Here is an 18,455-nt window from a genome sequence, read left to right as displayed (position 1 = left end):
GAAGGTGCCGTCCGTCTCCAGGACCACCGCGTGCACCAGCTCCAGTCCGCCTGCCCCCCGAGGGCGGGCCACCTGGCGTACTTCGTCGGGGTAACCCGCTGATGTCGCAGCGCGTCGTGCAGCATGCGGCCGACGCGCAGAAGCAGGGTCGGCTCGGTCTTCACCAGTCGCCGGGGCGTTCGTCATCCTGGACGACATCCTGCGAACCGGCCCACCGGCGGCGTAAAAGCCGTCCCCGTCCTTCACCTCGCATCATCGCGAAGCTGGGGAACGCTCAGTGTCGCCGCCAGCCTCTCCTGTTCAGGGCAAGTGCTGCCCCAGGGCCGCATCAAGACGAACGAAGGGTATACGCAGGCCGGCCTGCCGATAGGAGTGCGGACTGCCATCGGGAACCCGCACACCCATGAACGCGCACAGTCGGCGGGCTGCACGAGGATGAGAGCGGGCGTATCGGGCCATGAGTTCACTGCCCTCGTCGGCGCTGGGGAAGTGCGCGGTGACGGCGTAGTGACGGTTGCCGACCTGGATGGTGGTCTGCGGCGCTGCTTGCAGGTTCCGGTACCAGGCTGCGTCAGGGCCGAAACCGGAGGCCAGAATCCAGGTTCCCCCCTCGGGGTCGTGCGCGACGACCTCCAGAACCACGAACTGGTCGAGGCCACTGAGCCGGCCGGTGTGGCGCAGGAGCAGCAGCCTTCGACCTAGAGCCGGGCCGAGGCCGACCCGGTAGAACGCTATGGACAGCCGAGCAAAGCGCCGCCTCCAGCCGCGGGGCAGGCGAGGTCGGCCGGGCTCACCATGTTCCTGCATCATCACCATGCATCCTGAGAGCGCGGAAGGGAACCGATCGCATAACAGAGGTGGGGCCCAGCCCTTAGTCTAGGAAATCTTTGCATAATCTAAAGCTTAGGGGCTACCGGCTGCGTCGGGCCGAAGCCGTCACACTGCTGGGAGCGTCATGATCACTGCAAAGCGCCGAGGCGATCCGGCGGTGCTTTCCTGGCTTCCGATCGTGGTGATGGCCTTGGTGGCTGCCATGGACATCACCGCCGGACCGCAGGCTGGTTTCCTTCCCCTCGTCTCGCTCGGTCCTGCCTTCGCCGGGCTGATCGGCACCTGGCGGCGCACTGTGCTCATCGGCTGCGCGGCGCTGCTGCTGTGCGCCGGCCTGGGAGTGTATGACGGCCTCTTCGACACCCGACGTGGCTACACGGCCATGGCTTCGGTCGCCGGAGTGACACTGGCCGGCGCCCTGGCGGCGGGCACACGCATGCGCCGCGAAGCGGAACTGGCCAGCGTGCGCTCCATCGCCGAGGTGGCGCAGCGCGTACTGCAGCGTCCCGTACCGCGCCAGGTCGGCCCTCTTGAGGTGGCGGCCTCCTACACCTCGGCGGTTGCCGAGTCACGTATCGGCGGTGACTTGTACGAGGTCGTGGTTTCGCCGTACGGAGTTCGCGTCATCGTCGGGGACGTCCAGGGCAAAGGGCTCGCTGCCGTGGAGACGGCCGCCCTGGTCCTGGGTGTCTTTCGTGAAGCGGCGCACGACGAGCCCGACCTGGCCGCCGTCGCCGCGCGGCTGGAGCGCACGGTGGCCCGCGAGGCGAACGGAGAAAAGTTCGTGACCGCCATCCTCGCCGAGATTCACACCGACGAAGAGTCCATTGCGTTCCTGAACTGCGGCCACCCAGCCCCGATGATCATCCGCCCCGACCGCTCCGTCGACTTCCCCCTCCCACCCGCCTACGCACTGCCCCTCGGGATGGCAGAACTCGGAGGAGACCCGCCCCACCCCTACCGCGCCGACTTCGGCCCCGGCGAACAACTCCTCCTCTACACCGACGGCGTCACCGAAGCACGGAACGCAGAGGGCACCTTCTACCCCCTGGAGGAGCGAGCCGGGCTCCTCGACCTCTTCGACGCCGACGCCGCACTCGAAGTGCTGCGCACGGACATCGTCCTGCACGCCAGCGGCCCGAACGACGATGCGGCCATGCTCCTGCTGCGCTACCGCCGCGGGTGAACGTGAGTATGAGGAGAGAAGGACGAGAGTGACCCGGAGCAAGGAAGAAAGAGTGGCATGGCCAGGGAGATAGCTCCGCCGGAGAGCGTGGATGATGTGGACGCGGTGACCCAGGCAGTACTGACCGCCTCTCGGCTGCTGGTCGCGGTGTCGGCGCGCTCGCTGGCACACGTCGAAGACCGCGTCACCCTGCCGCAGTTCCGGATGCTGGTGGTGCTCTCCACGCGCGGAACCACCAAACTCGTCACGCTGGCAGAACTACTGCACGTGGCACCTTCGACGGCGATGCGCATGCTCGACCGGCTGATCACAGCAGGGCTCGCCGACCGGAAGACCAACCCGGACAACCGCCGCGAGACGCTCCTCCGACTCACCGACGAAGGACACCGCACAGTCGAAAACGTCACCGCACGCCGACGCGAAGAAGTCACCTCGATCGTCCAGCGGCTCGCTCCGCACCAGCGAACGGCGCTCATCAACGCCCTCAACGACTTCAACGAAGCAGGTGGCGAGCCACCGGCACCGCTGCTGGACGAAAGCGCCGAACTGCACCCACTGGGCTGAGGCAGCTGAATGGCGACAAGGCAAAATCCCATGCGGCCCGTGATCGCCGAAGAGGCCTCGGAAGGACCCAGCGGTAGGGGTCGTCGGGATCAGCCGAGGTAGTTCTCGGGGTGCGTCGGCTTCTGCAACATCCAGGATCGGCCCGAGCAACCTGACGGCAGAGGCGGGAAACGGTGCCCCTTCACATCCGTACTCCAATGGTGTTCGCCACCGCAGTCGCACTTGTAGATCCCGCTGGCGGGCACGATCTCACCAGGGTGCCAACTCACCGTCTCATCGCTCATACTCCCTGCCTACGACCCAGCCTCGCATCACGCAACCTGAAAGCGCCTCTCCGTCGGGCGCGGCTGCGTCCGACGACCAGCGCGGGCGCATCACGGCTCCAATCCCTGCTGATGCCACTGGCTTCGGCCAGTCGCCGGCACCTCGAAAACGAAGCGCCAATCGCCCACTACTCCGCTGACTGACTTCACGACGAAGCACGTCCGCCCTCCCCGGAGGCCGGGCCGTTCACACAGCGCGGAGAGTCTCCAGCGCGTGGGTGCGGGTGAAGTCCAGCATCGTCTCAACTCTCTGCACGGCCCGGATGCGCGGCCGGGACCACGGCTACCGGGCACAGTGCGGTATGCAGCACCTTGCCGCTCACCGAGCCGAGCAGCAGCCTTTTCAACCCGGTGCGGCCGTGAGAGCCGACCACCAGCAGGCCGGCTTGCCGGGAGGCATCCACCAGGGCCTGCGCGGGTTGGTGCCGCTCGACACGCCCTTGTAGGTCCAGGCCGGGGTAGTGAGACCGGTACGGGGCCAGAATGTGCTCCAGCCCCTCCTGCGCGCTGCTGGAAACCGCCTCGTCGTCCATGAGCGCAGGTCCAGTGGGACCGGTACCCAAAAGCTCCGGCCGGGTCGCCACGTGGACCACCTCAAGGGCAGCCCTACGGGCCTGCGCCGCCTCCAGCGCGAACTCCATCAGACCGGACGGAAGATCGTCCACATCGACGCCTACCACCACTCGGTTCTCCCCCGGCTCCTCACGCTCTCCCGGCCTCACCACGAGCACCGGACACTCCGAGTGCGTGGCGACCTGGAGACTTACCGAGCCAAGGGGCAACCGGGGAAACCCACCGGCGCCCCGGTGGCCGACAACGATCAAGGACGCGGCCGAGGACCGGTCGAGAAGTGCTTGCGCGGGCGGTCCGGACACTACGTCGGGAACGACCTCCAGCTGCGGGAATTGCTGCCCCACCGACTCGGCGAACGAGGCGATCACGCGTTCCGCCTCCGGTGCAGTCGCACCCCGGCCGGTCGATTCAGCCGACCCCGGGGGCGCAGGCCACTCGACCGCATGCAGAATGCGCAGGACTGCCCCACGCCGAACCGCCTCCTCGGCGGCGTAGCGTACGACCAGCCTCTGCTCCCCAGTGTCCACCACCCCCACCACCACTGATCCGGTCATGAGCTGCTCGTCCATGGTCATCTTCCCTCCCGCTGTTCGTCCGGATTCCCGCAGCCCAGCGCTGAAAGGCTCTGGGCCGATATGGACTCGCCTCCATCACACGACCCGGTCGCGATCATGGCAACTTGGATACAGCAGCTGATGCGCCACACATGCCAGCTGTCGATCGATCCGTCGCGGAGCAGCGGCGATGAGACAGAGAGACCGGATTGGAGGACTCCATGAATTGCTACGAATGCCGCAGAGAGGGTCGCGTAGCCGCTTCAGCAGAGGCCGTGTGCCAGCGCTGCGGGGCGGGGGTGTGCACTGATCACGTACGGGTCGAGATGCAGGAGCTGCATCAGCAGGCCGGTCTGGGGAAGCGCACAAAGAATCGGCCCGTCCGCCGCATGCTGTGCACCGTCTGCGAGGCAGCAGAGCGGAGCGGCTAGGAGGCAGCATCGACGGCGAACCCCGTCCGTGGGCCCTCGTACCCGGCGTTGGAGCTTCGCCGACGCGACCGAGAGGTCCACGCGCTGGTTGTAGAGGCTGCCGTAGTACTCGTTCCGGTCCAGCAGTTCGGGGCCGTAGCCGGGGGCTTGGCTGACGTCGTCCCTGGTGCGGTCGATGTGCACTTGTCACACGGTCGTCGGTCACTTATGACACTGCGTCGACGAAGATACCGGTCTCCTTCTCCCCGGTGCCCAGAAAGCCGCCGTGTTCCAGGATCAGGAAGCGGACCCAATGCACCGTCACCCGTGGCGGTGCACGAGCTGGCGATTGCCGGATGGCGCAAACCGGACTGGCTGGCGGCAGGCGTGCCGGTGCGAACCGGGCGGGCATGTGTCCAGCTCGGGGCGAACGGGACGGTGGAGGGCCCGGGGCGGTTCCCCGCCGGAGGTGGCCTAGCGGGCTTCGCCTGCGTGTGCTCCGCCCCGGGCCCCGCTTCCCTTCTACACGAATCCCGGGATTTGAGCCTGTTTTTCCGTCCATCCAGGGGTTTTGGCTTTCTCAGCTCAGGCGCCTTGCGCGGGCCCCTGCCTCAGAGGGGATGGCACCCACCGAACGGGCGGCGATCGTTCACCTGAGACCTGCGAGACGATTGTCGCTGGCTGCGTCTATAGTCCGGACCATCTAGGGCTGCCCCGGGGCGATTTGCTGCGCCGGGTTCCTCGCCTCACGCGTGCACGACACGCGCGCGACGTGGTCCCGCCCAGAGCAAATGGGCCGGGACGGTGAGGAAGAACTGCCTCCCGGTGGCGATTCCCGGCCGGAGCACCCGGCCGCCCCGCCCTCGAGACACCAGACCGCAGCCGGCGCTGCGCCGCCGGGCGGTGAAGGGCACGGGGGTAACCTTCGCCCGGTCCTCCCGGCGGACGTGACCCGGGTCCGCCGCTGTGCCCTGTGTGGCGCCCGGCTCAGGACCATCCTTCCAAGATCGAGTTCGATGCTGCCGCGATCAGCGGGGCCCGCCGACCGAGGAGACCCCCTTGGTGGGACTTTGGCCGGTCTCCGGCTACGGGTGCACCCGCCGGGGGACAAAACTCGCGCTCCCCCCTGTCCGGGTTGACAACCCGGTTACGAGGAGATCTTCGGGTCCCAGGGCCCCATTGCGCTCCGCAGCCGAACCCGGCGCGCACCGGCGGCGGGCTGGCCGTCGGTTGCGGACGACGAGGGAGCTGAGTTGATGGCGGGGAAGCGGGATCGACGGACCGTATCCGTAGGGAGAGACGTCAGCGAAACACCTGCAACACCGCAGATCCTGCATCTTGCCGTCCAATGGCTGTACGGCTTTCAGCGCCTGCTTCGCGTCCCGCTGTGTCCGTCGCTCGCGTCCGCACCCGTCGTGGCGCTTCGGTCCGCCATCCGGCTCAACCCGTCGACGTATGAGGTCGCATGCGGGCATACCTGCGGGTGAACCCGCAGGGCACGACGAAGATGGGGACCTCGATGAACCGCTTTCCACGCCTCGGCCGTTCCTTGCGCCGGACTGCCTACGCTCTGGTCAGTTGCTGCCTCACCGCCACGATGCTGGCCGGCTGTACCACCCACGAAGGCGAGTACAACCCGCCCGGCGCGAACGTCCGGGTCGGGAACATGCTGATCCGTTACGCCCATATCTCCGAGCCGCCGAACGGACCATGGGAGATCGGGGACGACGCCCCCCTGTACGTATGGCTCTACAACGAGGGACCCACCGCGGACCGGTTGCTCGGCGCTGAGACGACGATCGCACGGTCGGTCGACATCGTCACGGGAGACGGAGCCGAGCGGGGCCCGGTGGAGGTCCCGCCCGAGAAGCTGGTGGAGCTGGAGGAGGACCGGCCGCACCTGCTATTGCGAGGGCTGAAAGAGGAGATGCGGGGCGGCGACTACGCCTGGGTGACCCTGCGCTTCGAACGGGCGGGCGAAGTGGCGCTCCAGATGCACGCGCAGCTGCCCACTTACATCGACGAGGACGCCACCGACACCCCGGGGCTCACGCCACCCTCACCCGGAGAGTGACCGCACAGCAGGACGACGCCCCGTGTGCAAGCCGGCCACACGGGTACCCATGCGACCGTATCCGCCGCACCGGTCGAGTACCGCGCCCGAAAAGGAGACCGTCATGTCCCCTGGACAGCCCACGCCGCCGCCGGAGACCGGCCCTCAGCCGAGGGAGCTGGCACGCGGCGTGCGGAACGAACCGATCAGCTTCCTCCTGCTCATCGTCTCGCTCTGGCTGTTCGTCGGAGCCTGGATCATCGGCTACCCGTTCACGGAACCGGCCGTCGACGCCCATACCATCGAGATTCTCGCCGGCATCGTCGTGTTCTGCGTTGCCCTGGCCCGGCTGATCCGGCCGCGAGGACGAGTGAGCGACGTGCTCGTCCTGGCCGCCGGGGTGTTGCTGATCGTGGCACCGTGCGTGGTCAGCTACGGCGACACAGCCGCGGCTGACGCCGCACGCGTTAACGACATCGCCGCGGGCTGCGTGCTGGTCGTCCTCCCGGTCGTCTCCCTGGCCATCGCGCTCACGGCGTCCCGAGCAGGCAGGCCGCCGAGCTCTCGGTCCGCCTCTCCTCGCGGCCGGCGACATCCCTGAGGCACGGTGCCGCCCGGTCGCCCGGACCGGTCCGGGCGTGGCCGGGACCGGCTGGTCAGTGCGTCCGGTCGTACGCCCAGCGCCCGGCCAGGGCCTCCTCGGCCTGCTGGACCAGCTCGGTGAGCCGGGTGTGCTCGGTGGCGTGGAAGTCCTGGGCGGCGGCGGCGGAGCGCAGTCGGCCAAGTGCGGCCACAATCGGCGGATGCCGGTCGGGGGCGCAGTTCCACGCAAGTTCCCGCAGAAGCATCGCGACGCGGTTCAGCACGAGGGGCTCGGCTGCCCCGTAGCGCAGGGGCTGTGCTACCGCGAGATCGAGGAGATCCGCCAGGTCCGGGCGCCGCAGCACGACCCTCACCCGTCGCTGGTCGTCGTGCAGTACCCGGGGGCCCAGGCCGCGGCGTGCCAGCTCGCACAGCAGAGCGGAGGAGTGGGACAGGGCGTGGACAGCGGTGGTGGGGTCGTTGATCCCGGGTGAGAGCGCCTTGGCGGTGATGTCGGTGAGCTGGCGGAGTCCGAAGGCGACGTCCTGGGCTTCGGTGCGTTCCGCGCCGGTGGACACCGCCTCCACGGCTTTGCGAACCAGATCCGTGCGGACCTCGTGGGAGAAGGGCTCTCCGGTCAGGGGCCAGGCGGCGCCCAGGGGCGTACCGGTATTCAGGGAACTGCCGGGAAGGCGGTCGATGAGCAGGACGGCACCGGCCTCGACAGCTGCCTCCAGGAGAGCCTCCTCGTCCACGGCGGTCAGGAAGCCCGGCTTTCGCACGGCCAAGGGCAGGGCGTCGGCGGGCGGCTCCGTTGGCACGCCCGGACCTCCGGCGGCGGGGGACCTCTCGGAGAGAAGCCGGTGAATGGTGCCCTCGGCGGCCGTATGGACGCTCTGCATCATCGTCTCCACCCGGATCTCGCGTGACAGGTGAGACAGGAACAGCACCAGGCCGAACACGCTCGCCAGCGTGAGAAGGAACGCCACGGTGACCGAGAGCTGGGGAACGAACATGGCCTGCCCATCGTCACCGGTCCGCACAGTGCGCAGCACGGTCAGGGCGTAGGCAAACGTCGCGAGGAACAACGCCAGGGTCGCCTGCACGTACCTGTCCGCGGTGAACGTCCGCAGCAGCCGAGGGGAGAACTGACTGCTTGCCAGTTGCAGCGTCACCACCGTGAGCGAGAAGGTCAGCGCCGTGACACTGATCAGAGAGCCGGCGATCGCCTCCAACACCGTCCGCGCGGCGTCCGCGCCTCCACCGAACAGGTAGTCCTTCAGCCAGAACGGGATGTTGTGCTGGATCCACGCGTCCAGCCGGGGCAACCCCACACCGGCGGCCACAGCGAGTACGACGCCGAGCGTCGGCAGTGGCCACAGCTGCGCGCGGAGCGTGTCACGCATCGGTGGAAGGGGCCGGGCGGGTGGCATCGGCCCGGATGCCGGGCATCACTGCGGGCGGGGACAGCCGCACGGCCCCGGCCCCTACGTGCGGTGTCCGTGCCCGGGACCGGCGGCGCACGGGGAGAGGGCCGGTGCCGTCCGGGCAGGTGCGCGCGGGCATGCAGACGGCCGGCGGGCCGGGCAGGAAAGCCAAGCTTGCCGCTACCGGCTGCGGTTGACCGTGAGCTCCTATGACGCCGCCCTCCTTCGAGAATGCGATGACGAGAGAACCACCATGCGCCTGTTGGCACAGTTCTGGCCGACGACACACGGCCCTTCTAGCTAGTCGTCCTCAGCTGCCTTGAGTGAGAGGAGTGTGCCAAGGCAGCGAGCCTTCGGAAGAGGCCAACCACCGAAGGATCGAACCGACACGGGCGCACGGAGACACCGAAAAGCACCGGTCGTCGGCCGCTTCCATCGGCCACGGTGGCCGCATTCCCGGCCCTGGCTCTGGGTATCCGCAAGAGCAGAATCCGCCGATCAGCCGCGCCGGACCGCCGCCTGTTTGGTGTCGACCGGTCCGAGGACCATCCGCAGGTGGTGATCGCGGTGGCCATGCCAGGTCAACAAGCCGGGAAGGGACCCCAATGGATGGTGGCCCTGGCCGGGCATCCGTGCCGTGGAAGGGAACTGTGCCGCTGGAGTGCGCCGAGGCCATGAAGTCGACCTCACCATCGAAGTACGTCGACTCGGCGACGTTCGGCGAACTGGAGAGGTTCGCCCGCGAACGCGACGCCGCCGTACTCGTGACAGCCCACCTTCACACGAACGAAGCCGCGAACCCAGACTGTTGCCCCCCTGTGCCTGGTGGTGGAGCTTCCCCGACGAGACCGAGAGGCGCATGCGTCCCGCGCCTTCCCTACCCCGCGAAAGCGGCACTGTGACGGTCGCGTGCTTGCGGAAGGAGCGGGATCGCAAGACTCGGGGCCCCAGTGCGGTGACCCGGTGCCGGGCTCAGGGGTGGAAGGGGCGGGAGACGTAGCCGGCTCCCCAGAAGGGGGTGTAGCCGTAGTGGCTGTAGAGGCTGCCGTAGTACTCGTTCTGATCCAGCAGTTCGGGGTCGTAGCCAGGTGCCTGGGCAACGTCGTCCCTTGTGCGGTCGATGTGCACACGGTCATCGGTCACTTCTGACACCGCGTCGACCGGGATGTAGGTCTCCTTACCGCCGATGCCCAGAAGGCCGCCGTGTTCCAGGATGAGGAAGCGGACCCTCTGCTCGTTCTCGTCGATGACGAGGTCGCCGACCTTGCCGATCTCGGTGCCAGACCGGTCGGTCACCTTCCTGCCGAGAATGTCCTCGTCAGGAGAGGCGATGACGTGGGGTGAATCGGAGAGCTTGGTCAGAACGGGGATGGGGTTGGTACCCATGAAGTCCTCCTGGTCTGTCTCGCAGGGCTCTGTCGCGCCCGTTCGGGCGCTCCTCCCTGAGTGCCCGACTTCGGCCCGCTTACGCGTAACCCGTCGGGACATAGCAAAGAGGCTGCTCCGAGCAGGCAGGAAGGGCTCGGTGCGCCACCCGACTCGACCTGCAGACCCGTGACGCGGACCGCCCGGTCCAAGAGGAATCGTCGGTGAACTTCAGCGAGGACTACTACGGGCCGGCAGCCCCAAGAGAGAGTCCTTCCAGCTCTCACCCGGTCGGCGGTGGGAACCGGCGGTCCGGCTTTGCAGCCGTGTCCGCGGCATGCTGAACTCGATAGGCGGGTAGCCCTTCGCCTCCCCCGATTGCTGTGGTGCGGGAAGTTGTTCCGCCGCGCACGGAAAGGCCCATCGCGGGTTTGGCGCGTGTAACACGATGGCGTGCAGCTGCCGTTGCGGGGTAGCTGCTCTTCATGACGCAGATGGAGTTGAGCAGTCCAGCGTTCCGTGGTCAAGGGCGTCTTCCTCCTCAATGCGCACGGACCGGTGACAACACTTCACCACCTCTGTCGTGGACTGGAGTGCCCCAGGAGGCGTCGGAGCTGGCCCTCCTTTGTGAGAGCCTCGACGCACTTTCCAGCGACGGCTTTCTGCTCTGGCTCGTGACCGGCATCGATCCACGCCGTACAGGATTGGACACAGGCACCGGCGACCCTGGCAGTCACGTGCACAGAAACAGTTACGGTGAGGTGGGCTGGGGCGGCCCCGACGCGTCAGACGGTGAACCTCGGCCCTATATCTTCCGGCTCTACGCGCTACCGGCCCCCGTGTCGATACCTCACGATGTATCGGCTGATGCTGCACGTCAGGTGCTGGAGCACCAAGGCGTCAATCAGTGTGGCCTCGTGGCTCTGTACTGACTTTCACGGGGCATGGCAGCTGTGTCGACGGCTTCGAAGGCACCTGCCGTACATGCGCTCCGGCCTTTACGGCCCGGAGGTAGCCGAAGGCGGTCATGGAGGGCCCGGGTCGGTTCTCCCGCCGGGAGGTGGCCCGGCGGGGCTTCGCCTGCGTGCGCTCCGCCCCGGGCCCTGCTTCCGTTCTACCCGCATCCTGGGGTTTGGACCTGCTTTCCCGTCCATCTGGGTGCTTCTCGCGGCCCGAGGCCGCCGAGTGGCCGCTGTTGTGGACGGGTCCTTCACGGAAGCGGGTTCATTGGGCGGCCGCACCGATGTCCGGCGGATCTTTTCGAGCACGCGCTCGGCACACAGCGGGTTCTCGATCGGTTGGGGGCCGCACGGCCCGGGCTGCGGATCGAGGCGCGCCCTCGATACTTCTGCTTCGTGGCCATCCCATGGCCGACTCCACTGCTCCCCGGCGAGATGGCTTCCCCAGGAGCATCCGAGGGGGGGTCAGGCGGGAGGGGACGTGGTCTGCGGGATGCGGAACAGTACGTGGCGGGCCTTGCGGTGGATCTCTTCGAGCAGGCCCTGTCCGGCCAAGTCGCGCAGGGCTTGGCGGACGTGACGGCGCGAGGTGGCGCCGAGGGCGGCACGGACGTCTTCGGCGGACCACAGGCGCTGAGGGGACTGGCCCACGAGAGCCAGAATGGTGCCGGTATCCAGCTGCTGCTCGGGCGGCGGTGGCTGGGCGGGCGGGGGAGGCTGCGGGGTGGGGTCGGCGGGCAGGACAACGGCCAGGTCCACCGGGTTGGCGACCAGTTCGTCCCACAGCCGGCCCAGGCGCGGGATGTCGGCCACGGTGTCGCGCAGGCGCTCGTACATCCGGGCCTCGGCCAACGCCGCCTGGGCACGGCGGTCGAACTCTGCCCGCAGGGCCTGCGCGTCGGCCGGGGTCTTCACATCGCACCAGGACCGAAGAGTTTCCACTCCCGGCACGGTAGTGGCAGGCCCAGCCAGCTCAAAGCCGTCTACCCCCATGTCCCCCGTATGAGTGAAGTGCTCGATGCGGCCGCTACCAGTCCAGGGCGTGCTGTCCGTCGGGCAGCCATCCCTGCAGGTAGCCGTCCAGGAACGCCGCGAGTTCAGCGGGTCGGGTGACCACCTCGCCCGCGAGCAGCCGTGTGATCGGCCACCAGGACGCGTTGCGCGCTCCGGGCCCGGCCGCGGGTCGTAGCACGCCGGGCGGCAGCAGGACCAGCAGGAGCCGCCGCTCCGCCCGGTCGTGGTCCGCCGGTCCTGGTGTGCGCGACCAAGGGATCCCGACGGTCGTGGCGACTTTTGCGTCGGGCAGCCCCCACCAGTGCCGGGCGGCATCACGGACCGCGGACCGGCAGGACTGGCCGGCCCGCACCTCGACGTGTGGCGGCTGCCAGAAGGACGTGTGGTCGTGCAGGAGTACCTCGGCCTGCGAGCGGTCCACCAGGGCCAGGTCGGCCACGGTGCTCGGCAGCAGAACGGCAGTCGGTTCCATGACGCCACCCTCCCCTCCTGCTATTGCAATGGCACCCCGGCCGGGTGCTTTCGAGTGAGCCCCGAGGGCGCGCGGTCTCGCGACGAGGGATGCGGCAGCGCATTGCCGGGCCCTGTGGGCTGGGGGCCCTGTGGGCTGCGGCCGTCGCCTCGGCGAGGCTTGGGTCACTCGTCAGGGTGGAGAGATCCGCTTGCGTGGCCGCACGTTGTGAGCGGAGTCCTATGGTGTCGGCCATGGACAGGATCAGCCTGACCTGGGAAGCCGCTCTGGCCGATCCGTCGGTCGCCGTTGCGCTGCTCAGGAGGCTCGAAGAACAGGCCGAGACGTATATCGCCCGGTCCCGCACACTGCGCGAGTGGCTGGAGAACGTGCCACCGTTCTCCGCGATGGGGGATTTCCTGCACACCACCGCACCCGGCGACGGTCAGAAATCTGGAAACCCCGCTGACGGGAACATGTCTGACAGGACGTCATCCCCGGCCGACGGGGACGGCGGCCCGGAGGACGGTCCGGCACCCGCCGGGCCACAGGACTGCGGCCCCGGTGACGCGCCTGGGCAGCCCACGCCTCCGGCAGGTGAACACGCGGCCGGACCGGAAGAGGCCATGGGCGAGGACAAGGGCGAGACGAGCGCCGGATTCGTTCCGCCCCCGCGACGGCCCGCCGGTAGCCAGGACGCGACGGCGAAGCACCGTGAGGGCGGGCGCGGGCGGAAGGAGGCGGCGCCGCCCGGCGGGGAGGGGCCGACGCTGCGAGAGCGCGTGGAAGCCGTGCTGGAGACGTTCCGGCCCGGCGCCCCTCTGACGGTGCGCGGTGTAGCCCTGGAGATCGGTCACGCGAACCTGCGCAGCCTGCGCCCGGTCCTGGACCGGATGGCCGAGCAAGGGCAGCTGGTGAAGACCGAACTCCACCCGCGGGCGGTGGTCTATCACCGCCCGGAGCCGGCTGGTTCGGCGAAGGAGGCGACCATGTTCTGACCCGTTCCCGGACGGTCAAGCAGGACACCGGGCCGCCGCCGACTCCAACATCGGCGGCGGCCCCAACGACCCGGACCTCAGCAGAAACCACTCCGCGCCGTCCCGGTCCGCCCCGAGGGTGGACCGGGACGGTCACCGCGGTCCGGTCGTGTTCGGCACCTTAGCGCGCGCTCCCGCGCCAGGTCCCGGTACGGCCGCGCCGTCATCCCTTCGGGTGGCCCGCCACTGGCGGGCCACCCCGTCAAGGACGGTCGCGATGCCACCAACTCCTCCCGCGCACAAGCGCGACACCTCACACGTCTCTGCCCGGCCACAGGTCGCACTCCAGGGCACGCTCCAGGCTGGCGACAGTCAGCAGGTCCGGCCAGACCCGGCCGGCCAGCACGTTGGCGATCGTCAGCCGGCTCACCCCGCTGCGCCGCGACAGTTCGGCGACCGACCAGCCGGCTGTCTCCAGCGCGGCGGTGAGCCGGAGAGCCAGCGCCTGGGCGACCTTGGCTCCGTGATGGTCAGTCAAGGCGGCTCTGGGCCACGGCCCGACGGTCGCATCCCTGGGCCAGGGCCCGGCTCGCACGTATCCGCGCGGACTGACGAAGCGGCTGTCTCCTCGGGGCACGTACCCCAGTCTCACCCATCCGGATCTCCCGGGTCGCCCGGCATCCCCCAGCACCCAGCATGGTATTCCAATGGCACCCCGCCGGGGGTGTTCGTCTGGAGAATGCTGATGGAGCGTCGCATCGCGCAGTACCGGCCCTCGAACCGACCACCCGCATGGGAACGCGTCGCCGACGAAGTACGCACCACCGTCGCCAGTGCCACCCCCACCACCACCCACCGTGCCCGCGATCTCCTCACCGCCCTGACCAGGGTCGCCGTCTATGCCGACCAGCAGGGCCACCCCGCCGACGCCCGCCTGTGGCTGGCACCCGCCATGGTGGAGCGGTTCACCGCGACCGGGTGCCCGGAAGTCACCGAGGCGACCCGTGCGAACTACCGCGCCTGCCTCACCGCCCTCAGAACCGCGGTGCTCGGGCCCGACCTGCCCGGCGGGCGCCCCGTCCCGCTCTCCGCCTCCGACCCCTCGCAGCCCTTCGGCTCGAACGACAAGGCCGACCTGTGGGGCTGGGCCGGCGGCCAGCCCACGGACGAACTACGACGAGGGCTCCGGCTCCTGCTGGCGCTCGGACTGGGCTGCGGCCTCGACACCACCGAGATCATCCCCCTGCGAGGCCCCGACGTACGCGTCCTGAAGGACGGCTCCTGCGTCCTGGCGGTCCGGGGAAGCCGCTCCCGCCTGATCATCTGCTCGCGGCCCTACGAGCGCACCCTGGCCGAGGCCTCCCGGCACGCGGACACCGGCTACCTCTTCCGGCCCTCCAGCTTCGCCCGCGGCCCCAACACCGTCACCGACCTCGTCTACCGCGCCGCCCGCGACCCACGCGTACCGCGCCTGGTCATGGGCCGCTGCCGCGCCACTTGGCTGGTTGAGCGCATGAACGTCCCCATCCCCCTGCCCGTCCTGCTGGCCGCGGCCGGCCTCGACTCGCTCCACGCCCTCTCCCGCCTGCTGCCCTACCTCAAGGGCACCAGCGCCGAGCAGGCCCACACCACCCTTAGGGAGATGCCGTGACCCCCGCCCGCCCTTCATGTCCAAGCCCGCGCAACCAACCCGACGCACCCCTATGGCTGCAGCAGCTGCGCGAGCGCCGCCAAAGTGTCAGGGCGGCTGACTTCACCCGGGCCCGCCAGTTCGTCGACCGCTCAGGCGTCATCCCTCTGATCCACCACGCCCAGCAGCGCGCCCGCAAGTCGAACGCCGGGCGCACCCGCACCGTCACCCTGCACGCCCTGTTCATCGCCATGGCTCTGGACTCCTGGCGCAACCAAGGGCGCGTCGTCCTCGCCGAGGTCGCCGACATCCTCGCCCACCAGCTCACCCCCGCCGCGCGCACCCAACTCGCCCTCCCCGCATGGCCGGACACCATCGACGGCTTCGAATCCGCCTACCTCGCCGTGCGCCGCGCCTTCCACTCCGCCGAGGCGGTCATGGACCCCTCCCCGCTGCCCAAGCGGCGTCTCACCCGCGCCGATGTCCTGCGCCTGGAGCAGGAAGCCGACCAGCAGGGCCTCGCCGCCCGCCGCCAACTGCTCATCGAGGTCACCAACCGCCTGGTCGAAGCCTCCCTCGCCCCGGCCAGAACCGTGATCGAAGAGTTCTGGGACGGCTCGGCCGCAGTCGACGCCACACCGATCCGGACCTTCTCCCGCGGGGTCAGCGCCAAGGACCCGAAAACCGCCACCGACCCCGACGCGGCCTGGTACGTCCGCGACGGCAACCACCGCGACCCCGCATCCGACCCTCAGGAACACAGCCTCCACAACGGCAAGAAGACCCGGAAAGCCAAGCGCTACCTCTACGGGTTCGAAGCCACCCTCGTCGTCACAGGCGAAACCTCCACCACCCCGCTCGGCGGCCGCCCCGCGGCAACCCGCGACCACAGCCGCCACCTTCCCGCTCTCGTTCTCGCCTTCACCGTCCACAAACCCGGACACGACCCCGCCGGCAACGCCATCACCGCACTGAAGGACATGCGCCGCCGCAACTACCCCACCGGCTGGCTCGCCGCCGACCGCGCCTACAACGCCGCCCTGCCCGAAACCTTCCACATCCCCGTCCGCGACCTCGGCTACCGCCCCATCTGGGACTACCGCATCGACCAGCTCGGCATCCAGGGCTCCCACGCCGGCGCCCTCCTCATCGACGGCACCTGGTACTGCCCCAACCTGCCGCCAAACCTGACCACAGCCACCGCCGACCTCCTCACCAAGAAGATCGACAAACACACCTGGCGCACCCGGGTCGACGCCCGCGCCTCCTACCGCCTGCGCCCCAAAGCCGCCCCCGACCACCGAGGCGCACGAAGGATGCTCTGCCCCGCAGCAGGCACCCACCCCACCGTCGCCTGCCCCGTCAAGCGCCGCAGCCTCGGCCGCGACACCCGCCTTCCCCTCATCGACGTCACCCCCACCCCGGCAGGACACCCCGAGGTCTGCCGCCGTGAGTCCCTCACCTTCACCCGGGACATCGGCATCCGTCACTGGCAAGAACTCGACCACGGCCTCGCCCCATGGGTCCACCACTACTTCCGCCTGCGCAACCGTGTGGAGCACTTCAACGGCTACGCCAAAGACCACGAAGGCATCGAACGCAGCCGCACCCGCCGCATCCGCGGAATCGCCGCCCAGTCCCTCCTCCTCTCCTTCCAGATCGCCCACGCCAACCACCGCAAACTCGCCAGCTGGCTCGACACCCTCCAGACAGGGGGCCTTCCCGCCCGCCGCCGCCCCTCCAACCGCCACAAACTCAAGAACCCCCGCGACTGGACCCCAGGCGGCTACCTCCCCGACACCACACCCGAGAACTGATCCACCCCACCCCCCACACCCCACCTGAACAGCACAAACACATCCGGCCCTCTGCGAACCCGCAGAGGGCCGGAACACGTCCACCACAACAACAAAGCCGGTCAAAGCGACAAAGTGTCGCTTCGACCGGCTCTATTTGGTCGGTTGACCACAGTGTCCGAGGGGGGACTTGAACCCCCACGCCCGATAAAGGGCACTAGCACCTCAAGCTAGCGCGTCTGCCATTCCGCCACCCGGACAAGGTGTCTGCCGTTCGCGGTGTGTTCCCCGCGGCGACATGGAAGACAATACCAGGGGTTCGACGCGCCTTTCACCTGCGTATCCGGCGCATACCCGGAGGTCAGTGCGGTGTGGCGGGCCGGTGGGGCCGTGGCCTCCACCGTCTGCGGGGGTCGCGGGGCTACCTTCGCGTCCATGAGTGATCGCGGCTACCGCCGGCCCCGTCCGCTGTCTCCCCTGCGCGAGCATCTGCGCGACACGTTCTGGTTCGCCCCGACCATGGGGTTCGTCTGTGTGTTCGTACTGTGGCTGATCGCTTCCGAGGTCGATGAGGAGATCGTCGCGTTTCTCAAGCGGGAGGAGGCGTACGACGAGCTCGGTGACCTGATGGCCTTCGCCCGGGACACCCAGACGATCGTCACCCAGATCAGCTCCGCCATGATGACCTTCATCGGCGTGGTGTTCAGCATCTCGCTGGTCGCGGTGCAGATGGCCGCCGGGCAGCTCACGCCACGGGTGGTGCGGATCTTCGTCCGCAGCCGCATCAGCAAGCTCACGCTGACGGTGTTCCTGGCGACGTTCCTGTTCTCCCTGCTGGTCCTGGCCTCGTACGAGAGTGAGAGCGACCCGCGCCGGGTGGTCTCGGTCCCGCTGCTGCAGAGCCTGCTCACGCTGGTGCTCGTCGGGCTGAGTCTGCTGCTGTTCATCGCCTATGTCAGCTCGACGCTGCGGCTCATGCAGGTCGGGCCGGTGGTGGACAGGATCACCCGTGACTCCTTCCGTGTGCTCGGCCGGATGCCTCGGGGGCCGGGCGGGGCCGAGGGGCTCGGGCCGGAGACCGGGCGGGTGGTGTACGAGGGCCGGGCCGGGGTGCTGCGGGACGTCAATACGGCGCGGCTCGTCCGGGCCGCGCGGCGGCAGGATGTGGTGCTGCGGCTGATCCCCCGCATCGGGGACTTCGTGGTGCCCGGCACGCCGGTGCTCGCCGTCCACGGCGGGGCCGTACCGTCGCGGCGGCAGCTGCGGTACACCGTCTCCGTCGGGGTGGAGCGCACCCTGCACCAGGATCTGGCCTTCGGGCTGCGTCAGCTTGTCGACATCGCGCTGCGGGCCCTGTCGACGTCCGTGAACGATCCGACGACCGCCGTGCAGTGCCTGGACCGGATCGTGCAGTTCCTCGCCGCCGTGGTGGGCCTGCCGCTCGGTACCGTCCACCATCGGGACCGGTCCGGGCGGGTGCGGCTGGTGCAGGAGGGGCCGGACTGGGAGGACCTGGTGGATCTCGCCTTCGAGGAGATCCGGTGGTGTGTGGCCGGAAGCCCGCAGGTGTCGCGGCGGCTGCTGGCGGGGCTGGACGATCTGTTGCTGCTGGCGCCGGAGGAGCGGAAGCAGCCGCTGGTGCGGCATCGGGCACTGCTCGTCCAGGTGGTGGAGCGCACCGTTCCGGTGGCCGCCGACCGGGAGTTCGCGCTGCTGCCGGACCGGCAGGGCATCGGATAGCCCCGCCGGTCCCGCATGCG

17 protein-coding genes and 1 tRNA gene are annotated in these 18,455 nt (G+C 69.1%); 10 read left to right on the top strand and 8 right to left on the bottom strand.

The window, feature by feature from the left end:
* Positions 1–300: 300 nt before the first annotated feature.
* Positions 301–810, bottom strand: coding sequence for a nitroreductase family deazaflavin-dependent oxidoreductase (locus tag ACQP09_RS31150; protein ID WP_433406823.1), 510 nt, complete (start codon positions 808–810; stop codon positions 301–303).
* A gap of 145 nt (positions 811–955) precedes the next feature.
* Here ACQP09_RS31150 and ACQP09_RS31145 point away from each other — a divergent pair, with 145 nt between their 5' ends.
* Together ACQP09_RS31145 and ACQP09_RS31140 are read left to right on the top strand one after the other, a co-directional pair.
* Entirely contained in the window at positions 956–2,017 is a 1,062-nt protein-coding gene (locus ACQP09_RS31145; RefSeq protein ID WP_433405762.1) for a PP2C family protein-serine/threonine phosphatase, read from the top strand.
* Positions 2,018–2,074: 57 nt separating this feature from the next.
* Positions 2,075–2,581: a MarR family winged helix-turn-helix transcriptional regulator gene (locus ACQP09_RS31140; protein ID WP_433405760.1), complete on the top strand. Its 507-nt coding sequence runs from the start codon at positions 2,075–2,077 to the stop codon at positions 2,579–2,581.
* A 565-nt stretch (positions 2,582–3,146) separates the two neighbouring features.
* Here the strand turns inward: ACQP09_RS31140 and ACQP09_RS31135 are convergent.
* Entirely contained in the window at positions 3,147–4,046 is a 900-nt protein-coding gene (locus tag ACQP09_RS31135) for a universal stress protein (protein WP_433405758.1), read from the bottom strand.
* Positions 4,047–4,252: 206 nt separating this feature from the next.
* Here ACQP09_RS31135 and ACQP09_RS31130 point away from each other — a divergent pair, with 206 nt between their 5' ends.
* The 3 genes from ACQP09_RS31130 (at position 4,253) to ACQP09_RS31120 (ending at position 7,095) form a co-directional block, all read left to right on the top strand.
* Positions 4,253–4,462, top strand: coding sequence for a DUF2180 family protein (locus ACQP09_RS31130; protein WP_433405756.1), 210 nt, complete (start codon positions 4,253–4,255; stop codon positions 4,460–4,462).
* 1,444 nt (positions 4,463–5,906) lie between these two features.
* The gene (locus ACQP09_RS31125) at positions 5,907–6,515 is read left to right on the top strand and encodes a copper chaperone PCu(A)C (protein ID WP_433405754.1); all 609 of its coding nucleotides are present in this window, start codon (positions 5,907–5,909) and stop codon (positions 6,513–6,515) included.
* Between the two features lie 103 nt (positions 6,516–6,618).
* Positions 6,619–7,095: an SPW repeat domain-containing protein gene (locus ACQP09_RS31120; RefSeq protein ID WP_433405752.1), complete on the top strand. Its 477-nt coding sequence runs from the start codon at positions 6,619–6,621 to the stop codon at positions 7,093–7,095.
* Positions 7,096–7,150: 55 nt separating this feature from the next.
* Here ACQP09_RS31120 and ACQP09_RS31115 read toward each other — a convergent pair whose 3' ends face one another.
* A complete protein-coding gene (locus ACQP09_RS31115; RefSeq protein WP_433405750.1) occupies positions 7,151–8,482 on the bottom strand; it encodes a DUF2254 domain-containing protein in 1,332 nt (443 codons plus the stop codon).
* A gap of 993 nt (positions 8,483–9,475) precedes the next feature.
* The gene (locus ACQP09_RS31110) at positions 9,476–9,889 is read right to left on the bottom strand and encodes a PRC-barrel domain-containing protein (protein WP_433405748.1); all 414 of its coding nucleotides are present in this window, start codon (positions 9,887–9,889) and stop codon (positions 9,476–9,478) included.
* A gap of 464 nt (positions 9,890–10,353) precedes the next feature.
* On the opposite strand from ACQP09_RS31110, the gene ACQP09_RS31105 reads away from it, so the two are divergent.
* A complete protein-coding gene (locus tag ACQP09_RS31105; RefSeq protein ID WP_433405746.1) occupies positions 10,354–10,800 on the top strand; it encodes a YbhB/YbcL family Raf kinase inhibitor-like protein in 447 nt (148 codons plus the stop codon).
* Positions 10,801–11,292: 492 nt separating this feature from the next.
* On the opposite strand, the gene ACQP09_RS31100 is transcribed toward ACQP09_RS31105, so the two are convergent.
* Positions 11,293–11,769 carry a hypothetical protein gene (locus tag ACQP09_RS31100; RefSeq protein ID WP_433405744.1) on the bottom strand — a complete coding sequence of 159 codons (477 nt, stop codon included), beginning with the start codon at positions 11,767–11,769 and terminating at the stop codon, positions 11,293–11,295.
* An 85-nt stretch (positions 11,770–11,854) separates the two neighbouring features.
* Positions 11,855–12,313, bottom strand: a complete 459-nt coding sequence (locus ACQP09_RS31095; protein WP_433405742.1) for a hypothetical protein — start codon at positions 12,311–12,313, stop codon at positions 11,855–11,857.
* Positions 12,314–12,546: 233 nt separating this feature from the next.
* Between ACQP09_RS31095 and ACQP09_RS31090 the strand changes: the two genes are divergently transcribed.
* Positions 12,547–13,290: a hypothetical protein gene (locus ACQP09_RS31090; protein WP_433405740.1), complete on the top strand. Its 744-nt coding sequence runs from the start codon at positions 12,547–12,549 to the stop codon at positions 13,288–13,290.
* A gap of 292 nt (positions 13,291–13,582) precedes the next feature.
* On the opposite strand, the gene ACQP09_RS31085 is transcribed toward ACQP09_RS31090, so the two are convergent.
* Entirely contained in the window at positions 13,583–13,807 is a 225-nt protein-coding gene (locus ACQP09_RS31085) for a helix-turn-helix domain-containing protein (RefSeq protein WP_215039630.1), read from the bottom strand.
* Positions 13,808–14,014: 207 nt separating this feature from the next.
* Between ACQP09_RS31085 and ACQP09_RS31080 the strand changes: the two genes are divergently transcribed.
* Together ACQP09_RS31080 and ACQP09_RS31075 are read left to right on the top strand one after the other, a co-directional pair.
* Positions 14,015–14,920, top strand: coding sequence for a hypothetical protein (locus ACQP09_RS31080; protein WP_433405737.1), 906 nt, complete (start codon positions 14,015–14,017; stop codon positions 14,918–14,920).
* Positions 14,917–16,716, top strand: a complete 1,800-nt coding sequence (locus tag ACQP09_RS31075) for a hypothetical protein (protein ID WP_433405735.1) — start codon at positions 14,917–14,919, stop codon at positions 16,714–16,716. Before ACQP09_RS31080 ends, ACQP09_RS31075 begins: the two co-directional genes overlap by 4 nt.
* Before the next feature lie 154 nt (positions 16,717–16,870).
* Here the strand turns inward: ACQP09_RS31075 and ACQP09_RS31070 are convergent.
* Positions 16,871–16,955: transfer RNA gene (locus ACQP09_RS31070), tRNA-Leu, on the bottom strand.
* Positions 16,956–17,130: 175 nt separating this feature from the next.
* Here ACQP09_RS31070 and ACQP09_RS31065 point away from each other — a divergent pair.
* Positions 17,131–18,435 carry a DUF2254 domain-containing protein gene (locus ACQP09_RS31065; RefSeq protein ID WP_433405733.1) on the top strand — a complete coding sequence of 435 codons (1,305 nt, stop codon included), beginning with the start codon at positions 17,131–17,133 and terminating at the stop codon, positions 18,433–18,435.
* Positions 18,436–18,455 lie beyond the last annotated feature (20 nt).

It is taken from the genome of Streptomyces sp. CA-146814 (assembly GCF_050942385.1).
Taxonomy (GTDB): Bacteria; Actinomycetota; Actinomycetes; order Streptomycetales; family Streptomycetaceae; genus Streptomyces.
Note: the sequence above shows the minus strand (reverse complement) of the source record. Positions and strands in the feature narration are given on the sequence as shown.